Source organism: Mycobacterium sp. E3251 (genome assembly GCF_001666835.1).
GTDB lineage: Bacteria > Actinomycetota > Actinomycetes > Mycobacteriales > Mycobacteriaceae > Mycobacterium.
The window spans coordinates 1-16,118 of sequence record NZ_LZJF01000194.1; the positions used below are offsets into that span (position 1 = coordinate 1).

Annotated in this window: 16 protein-coding genes and 1 pseudogene; 6 read left to right on the forward strand and 11 right to left on the reverse strand. The window is 69.3% G+C overall.

Features of this window, described 5'->3' with window-relative positions; translation table 11 throughout:
- Nucleotides 1-265: pseudogene (locus A5697_RS24275) on the forward strand (NADH-quinone oxidoreductase subunit N); the annotation flags it as partial.
- A gap of 1 nt (nucleotide 266) precedes the next feature.
- Here the strand turns inward: A5697_RS24275 and A5697_RS24280 are convergent.
- The 5 genes from A5697_RS24280 to A5697_RS24300 all read right to left on the reverse strand — a co-directional run bounded on the left by A5697_RS24280 (nucleotide 267) and on the right by A5697_RS24300 (nucleotide 4,377).
- Nucleotides 267-659, reverse strand: a complete 393-nt coding sequence (locus A5697_RS24280; RefSeq protein ID WP_231972170.1) for a hypothetical protein — start codon at nucleotides 657-659, stop codon at nucleotides 267-269.
- A 64-nt stretch (nucleotides 660-723) separates the two neighbouring features.
- On the reverse strand, nucleotides 724-1,935 hold the full coding sequence (locus tag A5697_RS24285; protein ID WP_156673430.1) for a DUF58 domain-containing protein: 1,212 nt from the start codon (nucleotides 1,933-1,935) through the stop codon (nucleotides 724-726).
- A 50-nt stretch (nucleotides 1,936-1,985) separates the two neighbouring features.
- Nucleotides 1,986-2,954, reverse strand: a complete 969-nt coding sequence (locus A5697_RS24290; RefSeq protein WP_067948153.1) for a MoxR family ATPase — start codon at nucleotides 2,952-2,954, stop codon at nucleotides 1,986-1,988.
- Nucleotides 2,951-3,433, reverse strand: a complete 483-nt coding sequence (locus tag A5697_RS24295; RefSeq protein WP_067948154.1) for a hypothetical protein — start codon at nucleotides 3,431-3,433, stop codon at nucleotides 2,951-2,953. The genes A5697_RS24290 and A5697_RS24295 overlap by 4 nt, the downstream gene beginning before the upstream one ends.
- Nucleotides 3,430-4,377: a DUF4129 domain-containing protein gene (locus A5697_RS24300; RefSeq protein WP_067948156.1), complete on the reverse strand. Its 948-nt coding sequence runs from the start codon at nucleotides 4,375-4,377 to the stop codon at nucleotides 3,430-3,432. Before A5697_RS24300 ends, A5697_RS24295 begins: the two co-directional genes overlap by 4 nt.
- Before the next feature lie 140 nt (nucleotides 4,378-4,517).
- Here A5697_RS24300 and A5697_RS24305 point away from each other — a divergent pair, with 140 nt between their 5' ends.
- Entirely contained in the window at nucleotides 4,518-5,297 is a 780-nt protein-coding gene (locus A5697_RS24305) for a class I SAM-dependent methyltransferase (protein ID WP_197501101.1), read from the forward strand.
- Here the strand turns inward: A5697_RS24305 and A5697_RS24310 are convergent.
- Complete coding sequence (locus A5697_RS24310; RefSeq protein WP_068012283.1) at nucleotides 5,294-6,166, reverse strand: SDR family NAD(P)-dependent oxidoreductase; 873 nt, start codon at nucleotides 6,164-6,166, stop codon at nucleotides 5,294-5,296. The two genes, A5697_RS24305 and A5697_RS24310, sit on opposite strands and share 4 nt — an antisense overlap.
- Nucleotides 6,163-6,765, reverse strand: a complete 603-nt coding sequence (locus tag A5697_RS24315) for a TetR/AcrR family transcriptional regulator (RefSeq protein WP_067948163.1) — start codon at nucleotides 6,763-6,765, stop codon at nucleotides 6,163-6,165. Before A5697_RS24315 ends, A5697_RS24310 begins: the two co-directional genes overlap by 4 nt.
- A 57-nt stretch (nucleotides 6,766-6,822) precedes the next feature.
- Here A5697_RS24315 and A5697_RS24320 point away from each other — a divergent pair, with 57 nt between their 5' ends.
- The 3 genes from A5697_RS24320 to A5697_RS24330 all read left to right on the forward strand — a co-directional run bounded on the left by A5697_RS24320 (nucleotide 6,823) and on the right by A5697_RS24330 (nucleotide 10,541).
- Nucleotides 6,823-7,959 carry a phosphotransferase family protein gene (locus A5697_RS24320; RefSeq protein WP_067948191.1) on the forward strand — a complete coding sequence of 379 codons (1,137 nt, stop codon included), beginning with the start codon at nucleotides 6,823-6,825 and terminating at the stop codon, nucleotides 7,957-7,959.
- Complete coding sequence (locus A5697_RS24325; RefSeq protein WP_068012302.1) at nucleotides 7,959-9,074, forward strand: hypothetical protein; 1,116 nt, start codon at nucleotides 7,959-7,961, stop codon at nucleotides 9,072-9,074. The genes A5697_RS24320 and A5697_RS24325 overlap by 1 nt, the downstream gene beginning before the upstream one ends.
- Nucleotides 9,075-9,194: 120 nt before the next feature.
- Nucleotides 9,195-10,541 carry a flavin monoamine oxidase family protein gene (locus tag A5697_RS24330; protein ID WP_067948193.1) on the forward strand — a complete coding sequence of 449 codons (1,347 nt, stop codon included), beginning with the start codon at nucleotides 9,195-9,197 and terminating at the stop codon, nucleotides 10,539-10,541.
- Here A5697_RS24330 and A5697_RS24335 read toward each other — a convergent pair.
- Complete coding sequence (locus A5697_RS24335; protein WP_067948165.1) at nucleotides 10,536-11,492, reverse strand: alpha/beta fold hydrolase; 957 nt, start codon at nucleotides 11,490-11,492, stop codon at nucleotides 10,536-10,538. The two genes, A5697_RS24330 and A5697_RS24335, sit on opposite strands and share 6 nt — an antisense overlap.
- Before the next feature lie 131 nt (nucleotides 11,493-11,623).
- Here A5697_RS24335 and A5697_RS24340 point away from each other — a divergent pair, with 131 nt between their 5' ends.
- The gene (locus tag A5697_RS24340) at nucleotides 11,624-12,985 is read left to right on the forward strand and encodes an NAD(P)/FAD-dependent oxidoreductase (protein ID WP_068012284.1); all 1,362 of its coding nucleotides are present in this window, start codon (nucleotides 11,624-11,626) and stop codon (nucleotides 12,983-12,985) included.
- Here A5697_RS24340 and A5697_RS24345 read toward each other — a convergent pair.
- The 3 genes from A5697_RS24345 to A5697_RS24355 all read right to left on the reverse strand — a co-directional run bounded on the left by A5697_RS24345 (nucleotide 12,982) and on the right by A5697_RS24355 (nucleotide 16,104).
- The gene (locus tag A5697_RS24345; protein WP_197501102.1) at nucleotides 12,982-13,377 is read right to left on the reverse strand and encodes an STAS domain-containing protein; all 396 of its coding nucleotides are present in this window, start codon (nucleotides 13,375-13,377) and stop codon (nucleotides 12,982-12,984) included. The two genes, A5697_RS24340 and A5697_RS24345, sit on opposite strands and share 4 nt — an antisense overlap.
- Nucleotides 13,378-13,791: 414 nt before the next feature.
- A complete protein-coding gene (locus A5697_RS24350; protein WP_067948169.1) occupies nucleotides 13,792-14,883 on the reverse strand; it encodes a helix-turn-helix transcriptional regulator in 1,092 nt (363 codons plus the stop codon).
- 42 nt (nucleotides 14,884-14,925) lie between these two features.
- Nucleotides 14,926-16,104: a glycosyltransferase gene (locus A5697_RS24355; protein ID WP_068012285.1), complete on the reverse strand. Its 1,179-nt coding sequence runs from the start codon at nucleotides 16,102-16,104 to the stop codon at nucleotides 14,926-14,928.
- Nucleotides 16,105-16,118: the final 14 nt, after the last annotated feature.

Genomic DNA, 16,118 nt, shown 5'->3' on the forward strand with positions numbered 1-16,118 from the left:
CGTGTTCAAGGCCGCGGCGCAGGGCGGCGCGGCGCCGCTGGTGATCATCGGTGTGGTGGCCAGTGGGATCGCGGCCTACTTCTACGTGCGGGTGATCGTGTCGATGTTCTTCACCGAGGCAACCGACGACACCCCGCACGTGGTGGCGCCGGGGATTTTGAGCAAGGCCGCGATCGCGGTGTGCGCCGCGATTACCGTGGTGCTGGGCATCTTCCCGCAGCCGGTGCTCGACCTCGCCGACCAGGCCGCCCAGCTGCTGCACTGAATCAGCCGAGGAACGGCCGCACGGCCAGCACGTAAACGGCCAGGGCGGCCAACGGCGCGGCCAGCGGCAACCACGGCAGCTGCAGCGGGAACGACGTCGCCACCAACCCGGCGAACGTGAACCCAACGGCGCCAACGGCCGTCGGCCAGCTGCCCAGCACCACAGCGGCCGACCCGCCGACCGCGTGGCGGCACACCAGGTAGGCGGCGGCGCTCAGCCCCGACAGCGCGACGAACACGAGCGGCGGATCGGACAGCACGATGGTGACCACCGACAGCACCACCGCAAGCGTTGCGGCGGGACGAAAAGCCGTCCCCGCCACCACCGCGGCCAGGGCCGTTGCCCAAGCGGCGACGGCGCGTCCGTGCGTGCCGTCGGCGGCCAAGCCGACCATCAGCAGGCCGAATACCACCGAGAACACCGGGGCCCACAGCCGCGGCAGTGCCGCCTTGACGTCGCTAGCCACCGAGCCGTCCCCGTATCCTTCGGCGGCGGTCGGGCAGCACACCCATGGACTGCTCCAGCCCGCTATCTCCTTGCCACGACACGATGTCGACGCCGACGGTGGCCATGTCGCGATACATGGCGGAGCGCTGCAGCGTCCACATCCGGTCCACTAGGGGATCCTGCTCGCCCTCGAACGGGGACTTGTCGAGGATGTCGACGGCGATGACGACGTGGCCCCGCTTGCGGAGATCGATCAACGCGAGCGCGAATTCGGTATCGAGCAGCGTCGAGAACGCAATGACGATCGCGCCGGCCGGAACGGCCGCGCGCGGCGCCAATGTGCCTGTTGTCTTCTCGAATCGATCGCCGGCACCGAGCACCGTGTCGAGCACCCGATAGAACTGGCGCTGCCCGATGTCGGCGCCCAGCCAGCGCGGGCGGTTGCCGCCCAGGGCGACGACGCCGGCGCGGTCCCCGTGGCGCAGCGCGGTCTGCACGACCTGCGCGGCGCCTCGAACCACGCGCTCCGTGGCGTGGGTCGCCGGGCCCGACGGCTGGCGATAGGTGTCGATCAGCACCACCACGTCGGCGGCTCGATCGGTGAGGCGCTGAGTGACGTGTAGCTGGCCACGCCGCGCGCTCACCGGCCAATTCACCGCGCGCAGTTGGTCTCCGGGCACGTAGGCGCGAATGTCGGCGTATTCCACGCCGGGGCCGACGTGCCGGGTGAGGTGCGCACCCAGGCGGTCGAGTAGCTCGGTCTGCGGGATGGGCGTCGACTGCGGGGGCGTGAGGGGAAAGACGATGACTTCGGCGGCGTCGACGGTCGCCGTCCCGTACAGCAGCCCGCCGCGCGCGACCGCGTCGACCCGGGCCCGGATGAAGTACCTGCCCCAGCGTTGCGCCGTTGCCGCAACCCTTTTGGTCTGGCGGGAGTCCGAGTCGAGGACTTCGAGCTCCATCCCCTCGACGGGCGGAACCGTGACCTCGACCGCGGAAAACCCCGTTGCCCCGCCCTCTTCGGTCGCCCAGACGCGCAGCTGCGCGCGGTCGTTTTCGAAGCACCGCTGGGCATCGGGATCGCCGTGCACGCGGATCGCCGGCACCGGTCGTTGCCAGCTGACCGAACACAGCACGCCCAGCAGCGGCGCCGCGAACGCGATCAGCTGCCACCGCGCGCCGATCACCGCGACCGCGAGCGCCAGCCCCGCGCAGCTGGCCATCGCCCGCGTCAAATACGATGCGCGCCAGCGAAACTCAACCGGAGATTGGGTCAACCGGAGCCCCCGCCGGTGCGGGGCACCGGTAAGCGCCGCAGCAACTCCCCGACCACGTCGGCGCCCTGAATCTTGCGCACCCACATCTCCGGGCGCAGGGTGATCCGGTGCGCGACCGCCGGGACGGCCAGCGCCTTGACGTCCTCGGGGATCACATAGTCCCGGCCGAGCAAAAGCGCGCGGGCGCGCGCGAGTTGAACCAGGTCGAGCTCGGCGCGCGGGCTGGCGCCCACCGCCACCTGCGGATGGTGCCGCGTCGCATTGGCCAGCGACACCACGTAGTGCAACACGTCCTCGTGCACGGTCACCTGCTCGACCGATTCACGCATCGCGAGCAGGTCGTGCGCATCCACCACCTGATTGACGGTCGGTTCCACCGACCCCCGTTCGAGGCGCCGGCGCAACATCGCGGCCTCGTCCCGCTCGGACAGGTAGCGCAGTTCCAGGCGGATGGCGAACCGGTCGAGCTGCGCTTCCGGCAGCGGATAAGTGCCCTCGTACTCGATCGGATTGTCGGTCGCGAGGACGACGAAAGGCTTTGGCAGCTGGTGTGTTTCACCGTCGATGCTGACCTGGCCTTCGGCCATCGCCTCGAGCAGCGCCGCCTGAGTCTTGGGCGGCGTGCGGTTGATCTCGTCGGCGAGCAGCAGGTTGGTGAAGATCGGTCCCGCCCGAAAAGCGAAGCGGCCCGACTGCATGTCGTAGATCGTCGAGCCGAGCAGGTCCGCGGGCAGCAGGTCCGGGGTGAACTGCACGCGGGTGAACTGCAGCCCCAGCGCCGCGGCGAACGACCGGGCGATCAGGGTCTTGCCCAGGCCGGGCAGGTCCTCGATGAGGACGTGGCCGCGGGCGAGCACCGCGATGAGGATGAGCGTGAGCGCGGAACGCTTGCCCACCACGACCCGCTCGATCTCGTCGAGCACCGCCTCGCAGTGCGCTGTGGTTGTTGCGGCCGGCAGCGTCATACCTGTTCCAACTTTCGCAGAATCTCTTCCAGCGTCGCACGGCCGGGACCGGGTCGCCGGTCACCGGTCCGCGCGACGTTGTTCGGATTAACCCATTCCCACAGTTCGGCCCCGAACAGCATCTGACCGCCCGCCTGATATGCCACGGGATCTTTGGATCGCCGTTCGCCGGTCGTCATCTCGTATCTGCGCGCCAGCATCGGGCGCAGGTGCCGGTCCCAGTCCACCCGGGTCGACTCCGACCACCGGATCGTCGTCTCGGTGTTGGAAAGCCAGCGGCGCAGCGAATCCCCGAGCTCGTCGGGGTCCGCTTCCGCCTCGGGTCGCGTTCCGCGCCCCAGGACGCGGCGGACGGTGAGCAGCACCAGCGCCAGGGCACCGCCCGCGGCGGCCAACACCAGTTGCCGGTCGTGCTGCATCAACGCCAGCAGCTCGATCCCGACGATGAGGCAGATGCCCAGGGCCAGCGTCCTTTTCATACGGGACTCCGGGAGCCGAGCTCGTCGAGGACCAGCTGGAGAACGCGCACCGCTACGTCGCGATGCCCCTCGTTCATCACATGCGGGCTGAATCGCGCCTCGGCGAACAGGTTCACCAATTGCACGGCGTTATCGGCATGCAGCGCATGGTGTTCGACCGCCCGGGCCAGCACCTCGGTCGGGGTGTCGAAGTCCTGCGGGACGGCGCCGGGCACATTCGCGAGTTCGCGCTCCATCGCGGCATAACAGGCGATGATCGCCTCGCGGGGTTCCCGGCTGAGGTCTGCCATCTCGGCCAGCCCCCGCTCGGCCGCGCGCACCAGAGATTCCGACCGCGTCGGCGGCGCCGGGGATTCGGCGTGATCGTCGATGACGGCGCCCGGCTTCGCCGCGCGCCACCGCCGGCGCGACATGACGACGGTCCCCGTGACGATGATCAGCATCATCGGGACCGTGGCGGCGAGCAGGATGCCGAACATGTCCCCGTTCGCGGAATGCGGCCGCTGCGGCGCCGGGGCGTTGCCCTGCTCCGCGGGTGGAGCGCCGTTCGTCTGCGGGGGCTGCGCCTGACCGACGCCGTGCGGCGCCAACAGGCGGGACGCCACCATCACGATCACCAGCCAGGCCACGATCACCGCCAGCGCGATCAGCACCACGCGCCAGCTCGGCCGGCCCCTGCCGGTGCCGAGCATCTCGGACAGCTGGCCCGCTTGCGGCGCCGAAGCGCGCGGGTCGCGCAACCGGGCGATGACCGCGATCGCCACCAGCGCAAGCGTCACGCCGAGGGCGGCCACCACGAATAGCAGCGCCGCCCGGCTACCGGCGGCCTCGCCGCGCTCCTCGTGGTGGGCGGCCGGCAGGTAGCCCCGCAGCGCGGCGGAGACGACGAGCAGCAGCACGATCAGGGCGACGACCCGCCCCGTCGGCTTGTCCATACCAGGCATTGGCATACCACTCGGTTGTTGCGGCACTGGCCTTGCCTCATCCTGGCACGTCAGGCCGCGCGTTATCCACAGTCGGAGATCCATCCACAAACCCGAGTTCTTACGTTTTTCATCGAATGTGTGTTCGATACCGTTGGGTCGTGGGTTTCCGGATGAGCGCCGAGCAGGCACGAGAGCGGATCGGCGCCGCTCTTGACGCGATCGACGCCGCGCACGACGCGTTGCGGGCGACGTCGTTCCGCCCGATACGCCCGAGGGCCGACGCGCGGCGCGCGTCTCGCCACGCGCCCCCGCGCGGTGGGACACTACGATTCGTGCCGCCATACCGCGACGTCGCCGCGTTCGACGATCGTGCCGCCGGCTACGACCGCGGCTGGCGCGGACGGCTGCATCACGAGATCGCCGACCGCACCGCGCAGCTGGCCGTGGCGACGGTCACCGCCCCCGAGTATGTGCTCGACGTCGGGTGCGGCACCGGATACCTGCTGCAACTGCTCGCCCGCCGCTACCCGAACGCCAAGCACCTCGCCGGGATCGATCCGGCCCCGCAAATGGTTTCCACCGCAAGGAGTCTCGCTATCGACCCGCGATTGAGCTTCACCCGTGGAGTAGCCGAAGAGCTCAATTATGCCGACCGCGCCTTCGACTTGGTCGTCAGCACGACGTCATTCGATCACTGGAGCGATCAGCTGACGGGCCTGCTGGAGTGCGCCCGGGTGCTGCGGCCCGGCGGAAGCCTGGTGCTCGTCGACCGGTTCTCGCTGTGGCTGTTGCCGACCCTCGCCGTCGGCCGGCGCGGCAAGGCGCGGACCAGGCGCCGCGTCGAGCGCCTGCTCCTGCAGGCGGGATTCCAGTCCCCCAAATGGCAGCGGTTGCATGCCGTGATCATCAACGCGGTCACGGCGAAGACGCGGGCCTAGTCCGGCTGGAAGGGCCGGAAGCTGCCGTCGAGCACCTGCAGATGGCCGATGGTGCGACCGGTGACCTTCGCGGGATCGACGAGTGTCAATTCGACTGCCGCCCGGGCGAATTCGTCGGCCGCGGCGGTATCCGCGAAATCGCGGGCATAGTAGGCCAGCCCCGGAGTAAGGATCGGTTTCGACGGCGACAGGGCGTTGACCGCGATGTGGTGATCGGCGAGATCGTATGCCGCGCACTGGGTCAGATGCTCCAGCGCCGCCTTAGAACCACCGTAACCGGGCAGTACGCCGCCGGTGCGGTCCGGGTACGGCCCGTCGCCGGGGATCCTCGACGCGACCGAGGTGACGTTGACGATCGACCCGCCGCCCGCTTCGATCATGTCCGGGCTCACCAGCTGCATCAGCTCGTACGCGGCGAAGACCGCGATCTCGAAATGCCGCCGATACGCGGCGAGCGGGATGCTGACGAATCCCGGCCAGCCCGGTTTCGCGGCGGCACTCGCCGGCGTGGCCGACTTGGCGCGCGGTTCGGAGCCGGGCGCCGGGGGGCGTCCGGGCGCGGTGAATGCCGCATTGTTCACCAGGATCGTGATGGGCCCCAAGGCTTCTCGCGCCTCGCCCACCAGCCGGGCGATGTCCTCACGGTCGGTCAGGTCGGCCCGGATGGCCACCGCCCGTCCGCCGGCCGCCTCGATCTCGGCCACCGTCTCGCCGATGGTGCCGGGCAACCGCTCATCCCACACCTGCTCGGTGCGGCCCGCCACCGCGACGGCGGCGCCCTCCGCCGCGAGGGCCAGCGCGATCGCCCGGCCCAGTCCGCGGCTGCCACCGGTGACGATGGCGGCCCGCCCCGCTAGGCGCCCGGTCATCGCTTCACCCCGTGCACGACGATGGCGGTGGTCTGCTCCACCCACGCATCGTCGAGTTCGTCCTCCGGGCGCAGCAGCATGCGCAGCATCGTGGCTCCCCCAATCAACTCGATCAACCGGTCCGGATCGACATCGGGATGCGCTTCGCCCCGGTCGACGGCGTCGCTCAGCCGCACCCGCACCGTCGCGAACAGGTCCGCGAAGCGCGACATCACCCGGGCGTTCAAGGCGGGATCGGCCGTCATGTCGGCCACCAGGCCCGGCAGAGCGGCGCGAACCACCGGGGTGGTGAAGACATCGCGGGTGGCCTCGATCATCATCCGGATGTCCGCGGCGATGTTCCCGGCCGGCGCCTCCAGCGCGGTGGGCGCCACCGGGAAGGCCGCCTCGTGCACCAATTCGGCCTTGCTGGACCACCGGCGGTACAGCGCCGACTTCGTCGTTCCCGCGCGCTCGGCGACCGCCGCCAAACTCAGATTTGAATAGCCCATTTGCACAAGCAGTTCCGCGGTGGCCGATAGGATGGCCGAGTCGATACGCGGGTCCCGCGGGCGGCCGGCACCGGGGGCCTTGTCAATGGCGGACGGGTCTGCTTTCATATCGCTACCTACCGTATCGTAATTGCCGCGCCGAAGTCTCAAAGAATGGAGGCACCCGTGGCCAACGAACCCGTGCTGGACAAGGTCGACCGGCTGCAACGCTCCAGCCGAGACGTGACGACGCTGCCCGCCGTGATGTCGAAATGGCTGTCGACCGTCCTGCCCGCCGGTGCGATGCCGGAGGTGACCGTCGAGAGCGGCGTCGACTCCACGGGCATGTCCTCGGAAACCATCATCCTCTCCACTCGCTGGCAGGAGGGCGGAAAGCCCGTCGAGCAGAAACTCGTGACCAGGGTTGCGCCCGCCGCCGAAGACGTGCAGGTCTTTCCAACCTACCGGCTTGACCATCAATTCGAAGTCATCCGAAAGGTCGGCGAACTCACCGACGTACCAGTCCCGCCGGTGCGCTGGCTCGAGCCCACCGGCGAGGTGCTGGGTACCCCCTTCTTCGTGATGGACTACGTCGAGGGTGTGGTCCCGCCCGACGTCATGCCCTACACGTTCGGCAACAACTGGTTCGCCGACGCCCCCGCCGAACGTCAACGCGAGCTGCAGGACGCAACCGTTGGGGTGCTGGCCAAGTTACATTCAATCCCCAACGCCCAGAACACCTTCGGCTTTCTCGCCGACGGCCAGGACGGCGACACCGCGCTGCGCCGGCACTTCAACTGGGTGCGGTCCTGGTACGACTTCTCGGTTCCCGACATCGGCCGCTCGCCGTTGCTGGAACGAACCTTCGCCTGGCTGGAGGACAACTGGCCGGCCGAATCGGCCGCGCGCGAGCCCGTGCTGCTCTGGGGCGACGCCCGGGTGGGCAACGTGCTCTACCGCGACTTCCAGCCGGTGGCGGTGCTGGACTGGGAAATGGTCACGCTCGGGCCGCGGGAGCTCGACGTGGCGTGGATGATCTACGCGCACATGGTTTTTCAGGAACTGACCGGCCTGGCGGGTCTGCCTGGCCTGCCGGAGGTGATGCGCGAGGACGACGTCCGCGCCACCTATCAGCGACTGACCGGCGTGGAAGTGGGTGACCTGCGCTGGTTTTACGTGTATTCGGGCGTCATGTGGGCCTGCGTGTTCATGCGCACCGGCGCGCGCCGGGTGCACTTCGGCGAAACGGAGAAGCCCGACGATGTCGAGTCGCTGTTCTACCACGCAGGCTTGATGCGCCGCCTTATCGGAGAGGAGCAATGATGCTTGGTCCGCTCGACGAGTTCCCGGTACATCAGATCCCGCAGCCGATCGCGTGGCCGGGTTCCTCGGACCGCAACTTCTACGATCGCTCCTACTTCAACGCCCACGACCGCACCGGAAACATCTTCGTCATCAGCGGCATCGGCTACTACCCCAACCTCGGGGTCAAGGACGCGTTCTTCCTCGTCCGGCGCGGCGATACCCAGACCGCGGTGCACCTGAGCGACGCCATCGACCAGGACCGGCTCAACCAGAAGGTCAACGGCTACCGGATCGAGGTCGTCGAGCCGCTGCGCAAGCTGCGGTTGGTCCTCGACGAAACCGAAGGCATCGCAGCCGATCTCACCTGGGAGGGGCTGTTCGACGTCGTGCAGGAGCAGCCGCACCTGATGCGGTCCGGCAACCGGGTGACGCTGGACGCCCAACGGTTCGCCCAGCTCGGCAGCTGGAGCGGTCGCATCGCCGTCGACGGCGAGGAGATCCCCGTCGACCCCGCGACCTGGCTCGGCAGCCGCGACCGGTCCTGGGGCATCAGGCCGATCGGCGAACCCGAGCCGGCGGGGCGGCCCGCCGACCCGCCGTTCGAGGGCATGTGGTGGCTGTACGTGCCGATGGCGTTCGACGAGTTCGCCATCGTGCTGATCATCCAGGAGGAGCCCAACGGCTTCCGTTCGCTCAACGACTGCACCCGGATCTGGCGCGACGGCCGCGTCGAGCAGCTGGGCTGGCCGCGGGTCAAGATCCACTACCGCTCCGGCACCCGCATCCCCACCGGGGCGACCATCGACGCCACCGCCCCCGACGGCACGCCGGTCCACTTCGACGTCGAGTCCAAGCTGCCGGTGCCCATCCACGTCGGCGGCGGATACGGCGGCGACTCGGACTGGCTGCACGGCATGTGGAAGGGCGAGAAGTTCGTCGAGCGCCTGACCTACGACATGACCGACCCGGCGATCGTCGCACGGTCCGGCTTCGGCGTGATCGACCACGTCGGCCGGGCGGTGTGCCGCGACGGCGATCACGAGCCGGTGGAGGGCTGGGGCCTCTACGAGCACGGCGCGCTGGGCCGCCACGACCCGTCCGGGTTCTCCGACTGGCTGACCGTCGCCCCCTAGTCAGCCCGCGAACGTCGAGGAGTTCCGGGATTCTCGGGCCATCTCGCGCAACAACTCGACGTTCGCGGGTGTCGGGCGATTGGCGTACGAAATCGCGGAAATTGGGGTTGACTGGTGCGCGTGCCAAATCCGCCGTGGATTGTCGACGTTGTCGTGGTCGGTGCGGGCTTTGCGGGACTCGCGGCGGCGCGCGAGCTGGCCCGCCAGGGTCATGACGTGGTCGTCTTCGAGGGCCGCGACCGGGTCGGCGGCCGGTCGTTCACCGGCAGCGTGGCGGGCTTGCCCGCCGATCTGGGCGGCACGTTCGTCGGCCCGACCCAGGACGCGGTCCTGGCGCTGGCGGCCGAACTCGACGTCCCCACCATCCCGACCCACCACGACGGCAAGAACGTGATCCACTGGCGCGGCTGGACGCATTCCTATCGCGGCACCATCCCCAAGCTCTCGCTGACCGGCCTGCTCGACATCGGCCGGTTGCGTTGGCAATTCGACCGGATCGCCCGCAGCATCCCACTGTCGGCCCCGTGGGACGCGCGCCGGGCGCGCGAGCTCGACGGCGTGTCGCTCGGCGGCTGGCTGCGCTCGGTACACGCCACCGCCTCGTCGCACGACCTGTTGGCGATCGTGTCCCGGGTGACCTGGGGCTGCGAGCCGGACGACGTGTCGATGCTGCACGCGGCCCGTTACACGCACGCCGCCGGTGGGCTGGACCGGCTGCTCGACGTCGAAAACGGCGCCCAACAGGACCGTTTTCCGGGCGGCACCCAGCAGATCGCCGAGGCCGCGGCGGCCGAGCTGGGCACCCGGGTCGTGCTCAACGCGCCGGTGCGCCGCATCGACCGGCACGGCGCCGGGGTGACGGTCACCACCGATGTCGGCCAGGCGGAAGCCGGATTCGTCGTCGTCGCGGTCCCGCCCGCCCATCGCGCGTCGATCGAATTCGCTCCCCCGCTGCCCGCCGAGTATCAACAACTCGCCCAGCACTGGCCCCAGGGCCAGCTCAGCAAGGCCTACGCGGCTTATTCCACACCGTTTTGGCGGACCAACGGCTTCTCCGGCCAGGCGCTGTCCGACACGGGGCCGGTGTTCATCACCTTCGACGTCAGTCCGCACGCCGACGGCCCGGGCGTCCTGATGGGCTTCGTCGACGCGCGCGCCTTCGACTCGCTCTCCCCCGAGCAGCGCCGCCACGACACATTGCGTTGCTTTGCGACGCTGTTCGGCGACGACGCCCTCAAACCACTCGACTATGTCGACCACCGTTGGGGCGCAGAACAATTCGCGCCCGGCGGTCCCACCGCCGCGGTCCCTCCGGGCTCGTGGACACGATTCGGGCCGTGGCTACGCGAGCCGGTCGGCCCCATTCACTGGGCCGGCACCGAGACCGCGGACGAATGGACCGGGTTTCTCGACGGTGCCGTCAGGTCCGGCCAGCGGGCGGCCGCCGAGATCACCGCCCTGCTATGAACTGATCCGCACGTCCTGGGTCACCGACTCGGCGAGTGCCCGCAGGTGGCGGTTCACCTCGCGCGGGTGCTCCAGCATCGAGCAGTGGCCGCCGGGCAGTTCGACCAGGCCGACGACGTTCGGCGCGGTGCCCGCTATCCTGCGGGCCTGGCTGATCGGGGTCAGCCGGTCGCGTTCGCTGCCGATGACCAGGGTCGGGACCGTCAAACCGTCCAGCTCCAGGTATCGCGACCCCAAGGCGGCCACCAGCATCCTGGCGCAACCGGCGCGCCCCGCCGGCGATGTCTGCTCGAAGAATTGGTGGACGATCCTGGCGACGCTGGGGTCGGCTTCCTTGCCCACCGCCAGCATTCCGACCAGGTAGCGGCTCGGGATGCGGGCCGCGGTGGGGATCGGGAACCCGCCGAACGCGTTGATCAGCGCGCGAGCGGCGGCCACCCGGGCCGGCGACAGCCCGCGCGGCACCGACAGCAGCTGCACCTTGCGGACCAGATCCCCTGTCGTGGTGTTGATCAGCGCGACGGCGTCGGCGCGCCGGCGGACCATGTGGCGGTAGCGGGCCGACCACGCGGCGATGGTGATGCCGCCCATGGAATGGCCGGCCAGCACGGCGCGCTCGTGCGGCGCCAGCGTCGCATCCAGCACCGAATTCAGGTCGGACGCAAGGTGTTTCAGGCTGTACCCGTTACGCCGGGGCATACCGCTGCGCCCGTGGCCGCGGTGGTCATAGGCGATCACCCGGTAGTCGTTGGCCAGATCCGCGATCTGGTAGGCCCAGGCGCGGGTGGTGCAGGTGATGCCGTGCGCCAGGACAATCGGGTAGCCGTCGGGCGGCCCGAAGACCTCGGCGTGCAACCGGGTGCCGTCGGTCGCGTGGACGGCCACCGTCTGGCTCGGCGGCAGCACGTGGGGGTAGGGATCGACCGCGCGACCCGATCGTCGAGCACTCATCGCCGCCTCCCCCTCCAACACGGCCTCGTCGCCGCAGTTAAGGACTTGCGCAAGCTTATCCCTAAGGTCCGTTCAGATTCGGTAAATCCGGCAAACCGTTGCGATGTGAGACGCTAACACCCGTGTACCCGATGTCCCGTCGGGAATTCATCGCGGCTACTACGGGCGTGGTCGGCGGTGGGCTGCTGGCCGCCTGCGCGCCGCACCACCCGCCATCCGCGCGGCCGCACCGACCGGATACCCGGTCGGTGCTCGTCGTCGGCGCCGGGATGGCCGGCCTGTCGGCCGCCCGCAGCCTCGCCGATGCGGGGTGGCCCGTTCGCGTGATCGAGGCCCGCGACCGCATCGGCGGCCGGGTGCACACCGACCGCGACTGGGGCGTACCGCTCGAGATGGGCGCGTCGTGGATCCACGGCACGGCGGACAACCCGCTGGTGCAGCTCGCGCGCCAAGCGGGAGCGCAATTGGTCACGACCGACTATTACAGCTGGGCCAAGCTCGTGATCGATCCCAAACTTCCACCGCTCGACTACGACCCGACACTGTGGCGCGTGTTCGTGGAGCGGGCGCGCTACCAAGTCGACTCCGGCAGCCTCGCGGCCGCCGTCAACGCCGCGGCGGGCGGTGAAGCACTGTCCACCTCGGACCGCGCCCAACTGGCCTTCTACCTCACCACCGAGATCGAGGACGAATTCGCCGCCGACGCGGATCAACTGTCCGCCATCACCTTTGACGAGGGCGACTACAGCGGCGGCGATCAGGCCGTCATCACGAACGGCTACGACGCCGTGCCGAAGCTGCTCGCCGACGGGCTGCGGGTAGAGCTGAACACGCCGGTGACCGCGATCGCGCAGCGCGACGACTCCGTCGTCGTGCGGACAAAGGATCGGACTTTCCAGGGACCCGCCGCGATCGTCACCGTTCCGCTCGGCGTGCTGAAAGCCGGTGCTATCGCTTTCGATCCGCCCCTTCCCGGCCCGCATCGCCGCGCGGTCGACGCGCTGGGCTTCGGTGTGCTGTCGAAAAGTTTCTTCCGGTTCAACAGGCGCGGCTGGACGGTGGACAACGCCTTCTATCAATACCTCGCCGCCGACAGCGGCCCGTGGGCCCAGTGGTTCAGCCTCCCGGCGGCCGCGGGACCAATCGCGTTGGCGTTCAACGCCGGTGACCGCGGTCGTGCCGTGGAGGCATCCCCGCCCCGGGAGCTGATCGCCACCGCGCTGCCGATTGCTCACCGGCTGTTCGGCGAGGACGTCTCCCCGGTCGAGGTCAGGACGTCGAGCTGGAGCGCCGACCCGTATGCGCGCGGCGCCTACTCTTTTCACGCCCCCGGCTCCGGCCTGGATGACAGGCGCCGGCTGCAGGAACCGATCAGCGACCGGCTCTACCTGGCGGGCGAAGCGGTCGGCGTCAGCAATCCGTCCACGGTGCACGGTGCGATGGCCAGTGGCCGATACGCCGCCGAGGAGTTGATGCGCCGGCTGGGTCGTTAGGAAGCAAGCCCGCGGAGCCGCGTCGACGCGTCACGCTGCGGTTCGTGCTGGCGGGCCGGGCCCGACACCAACCGGCGGCGGGCCGATGTGACGCCTTCGATGTGCGCGAGGGCCGCAGCGAGCGAGTCCGCCATGGGCAGGCCCAGTTCGGGCAGGACCCGCGTGAGCCGGCGCAGCGCCACGCCGCCGACGATGCAGCACCGCAACCCGGCCCGGCGATGCTCCTCGGTGAGCAGCAGCAGCGCTCGCAAGCCGGAGGCGGCGAGGAAGTCCAGGCCGGCGAGGTCGAGGACCAACGGGGCCCTGAGCCGCGAAAAGCGGCGTATCGCCTCGGCGATGAGCTCGGTGTTGGACGCGTCGACCTCGCCTTCGATGCGCAAGATGGTGGCCACGCTGCGGGCGTGGACATGGATTTGTGCTCCGGCGCAATCGATTTGGTAGCGGTTACGGGGTTGTCCAAGCAACCCGGCTGTATGTCGATCGGGTGTACGAAGATCGGTTGAAGCAGTCATGTTGAGTGCGCCCTTCAAGGGGATGGTAGTGAGCAGGGCGAGCGACGACGGTGTCCGAATGGCGCCCGTTGATAACGGCAGCTGGGGACTCAACCTGGCTACAGCCTACCGGCTAAAGCGGCCGCCCGTACCCATGAGCGGCACCGGGATTTTCGGACGACCCCGAAATCGGCGCTCAACCAGGCGGTTTCGCTTTGGTTCTGCGGGAGAAAAACTTATTCCGGCGTGTTCGTTCGAACGCGCCACGAATGTGGTGTCGGCGGGCCTGACCTGGGGCTTAGCGGCGTGTCGTCGTCACGGCCGCGATGTCATGCGCCGGAGCGTGGTGTGCGGGCTCTGGCCGTATGTCTGGCGGTACAGCACCGCGAACCGGCCGGTGTGTGCGAAACCCCAGCGCTGGGCGATTTCCGTGACCGTGGTGTTGGACGGCGCCCCGGCCAACAACTCTTGATGTGCGCGGTTGAGGCGCACGCGCCGAATGTATTCCGTTGGCGTGCTGGCGAGTTGACGACGGAAGAGGTACTGCACCGCCCGGGGGGTCAAATGCACGGCCGCCGCGACGTCGTTGATGCTGACGTCCTCGGCGGCGTGACGATGGATGAAAGACACGGCGTCCTTCAGCGTTTCGGGGAGCGCGGGCTCGTTGGCCAGGTCGTGCTCGGTGAGGTTGGACTGGTAGCACTCGAGCAGCGCGCCGGCCAACAGCGGAGCGAGCCCCGCCACGATGATTGGCTGGTGGGCGGTGTCGGGGCCGGCCAGGGTCAACACCACGTGGTCCAGCGTCCGGTGCCACGCACGCACGGCCGCGCGCGAGCGCGGGCGCCAGTCCAGGAAGTGGATCTGCTGGGGTAGCGGCGGGCGCCAATCCGCGGCGACCTTCTGCAGCACGTCCGGGGCGATGCTCACCACGTCGAACCGTGCCCCGTTGCACTGCAACACGCACGGCATGTCCTGGGCGACCAGTATCGGAAAGTCCACGGTGGCGGGGGAACCGCCCGCAACACTCATCGAACCCGCGCGAGGCTGGATAACGGCGACCGTGTCGGAGGCCGGAATCTCCACCGCGACGCGACCCTGAATCGTCACGTCGTCGACCGTCAACGAACCCGCCTCGCAGCGGCGATGGGAAACGGTCGAGCGGCCTGTGAGTCCGGTGATGCGCCAGCCGGGATGGTAGGCCCTGGCAAAGAATTGGCGGGCGGTCTGCGCATCGATGGTGCGGAACTGGTCGTGCCGAAGTGCCGGGCCCGAACCACCCGCGCGCCGGCCCGCGTCGCCCGCGAGTTCAGCGCCGGCTGCGGCTTGGCCCGCTCCGAGGGGTTGACTCACTGCACCGGCGAGCACGCCGGTGCCGGTTTTGTCAGTGGCGCTCGTCATGGTCGTCATAATCGGCGTCCCCTAAGGGCCGTGCACGGTTTCATCATTGCATCACCGGACACCCGATGACTGCAAGCGCCGCGGCGCCAGACAGGGGGCTCCCACCTGTTGATAGATGTTCTGTGAGTCAAGCGCGATCCGATCCCAGGCATAACGCGACAGCGCGCGGCTGCGGCCCGCCGCGCCCATGCTCTCGCACTGGAAACTCTGCGCCAAAAGGTTTCTCAGGGCAGCTGACAAACCGCCGGAAGTCTGCGACGAGAGCACGAGCCCGGTGACGTTGTCCACCACCGCGTCCTTGAGCACCCCGACGCCGAAGGCCACCACCACGACGCCGCTTGCCATCGCCTGCAGCACCGTCGTCGCGCGCGGTGGCTGTCGCGGCGTGCACGCGACCACGTCCGCGGACCGCAGCAGCATCGGCAGTTCGTCACCGACGACCGTGCCGGCGAACCGGACCCGCTCGGCCACCCCCAACTTGGCGGCCTGCTGCTGCAGCCCGGCCCGCGCCTCGTTGTGATCGGGCTCGGTGGCTTCGGTCTCGGCAATCACCAGCTCCGTGGCCGGAATCCTGGGCAGCGCCTTGATGGCGATGTCCAAGCCGTTGCAGGGCATGGGATTTGGCGCGAGGCAGAGGACGCGATGCAGGTCGGTGCGGGCCAACGCCGGGCCGCGTGAGTTGTATCGCTCCACGTCGACCCCACTCGTCAAAGCGGACACTCGGGCCCGGCTGCGGCGCAGCCGGCTCAGGGCGTCGACGTCGTCGCCGCTCTCCCCGGTCACCCACGTCGCGCTGCGCGCCAGTAGCGGTTCGATGCGAAGCCGTTCGCTGTCCGTCGGCTCAACAGCGGCGCCCCTGGGCTTACAATTGGCGGCCAGTCCCAGGAAACTCTGGACGGTAGGGACCGCTTGCCGCCGGGCGGCCAGTTGGGCGGCCAAACCGCCGAGCCAGCCGTACGCGTGCACCACGTCCGGCCGTTCGGCTGTCCACTCGCGCGCGAGCGCACCCGCCCAGTCACCCACGTAAGGCAGTACCTCCGCGGCCGACGTTGCTGTGGGGGGCCCGACGGGCACCGGTACCGTGCGGTGGCCGTTGCTGGTTTCTGCATGTCGGCGGCCCGGGCGCCGGACGAATCCGGTGACCTCGTGCCCGCGGGCCGCGAGCGCAGCGGACAGTTGCTGTGGGTCGTCACCGACGATGTCGTCGCCGCTGACGATCGCAATCCTCACTTCCCACCCCCTTT

Bases quoted from the DNA above. Each gene is read 5' to 3' on its own strand.
- A5697_RS24280 (WP_231972170.1), bottom strand. From the start codon at position 659: ATGGTCGGCTTGGCCGCCGACGGCACGCACGGACGCGCCGTCGCCGCT.
- A5697_RS24285 (WP_156673430.1), bottom strand. From the start codon at position 1,935: ATGGCCAGCTGCGCGGGGCTGGCGCTCGCGGTCGCGGTGATCGGCGCG.
- A5697_RS24290 (WP_067948153.1), bottom strand. From the start codon at position 2,954: ATGACGCTGCCGGCCGCAACAACCACAGCGCACTGCGAGGCGGTGCTC.
- A5697_RS24295 (WP_067948154.1), bottom strand. From the start codon at position 3,433: ATGAAAAGGACGCTGGCCCTGGGCATCTGCCTCATCGTCGGGATCGAG.
- A5697_RS24300 (WP_067948156.1), bottom strand. From the start codon at position 4,377: ATGCCTGGTATGGACAAGCCGACGGGGCGGGTCGTCGCCCTGATCGTG.
- A5697_RS24310 (WP_068012283.1), bottom strand. From the start codon at position 6,166: ATGACCGGGCGCCTAGCGGGGCGGGCCGCCATCGTCACCGGTGGCAGC.
- A5697_RS24315 (WP_067948163.1), bottom strand. From the start codon at position 6,765: ATGAAAGCAGACCCGTCCGCCATTGACAAGGCCCCCGGTGCCGGCCGC.
- A5697_RS24325 (WP_068012302.1), top strand. From the start codon at position 7,959: ATGCTTGGTCCGCTCGACGAGTTCCCGGTACATCAGATCCCGCAGCCG.
- A5697_RS24335 (WP_067948165.1), bottom strand. From the start codon at position 11,492: ATGAGTGCTCGACGATCGGGTCGCGCGGTCGATCCCTACCCCCACGTG.
- A5697_RS24340 (WP_068012284.1), top strand. From the start codon at position 11,624: ATGTCCCGTCGGGAATTCATCGCGGCTACTACGGGCGTGGTCGGCGGT.
- A5697_RS24350 (WP_067948169.1), bottom strand. From the start codon at position 14,883: ATGACGACCATGACGAGCGCCACTGACAAAACCGGCACCGGCGTGCTC.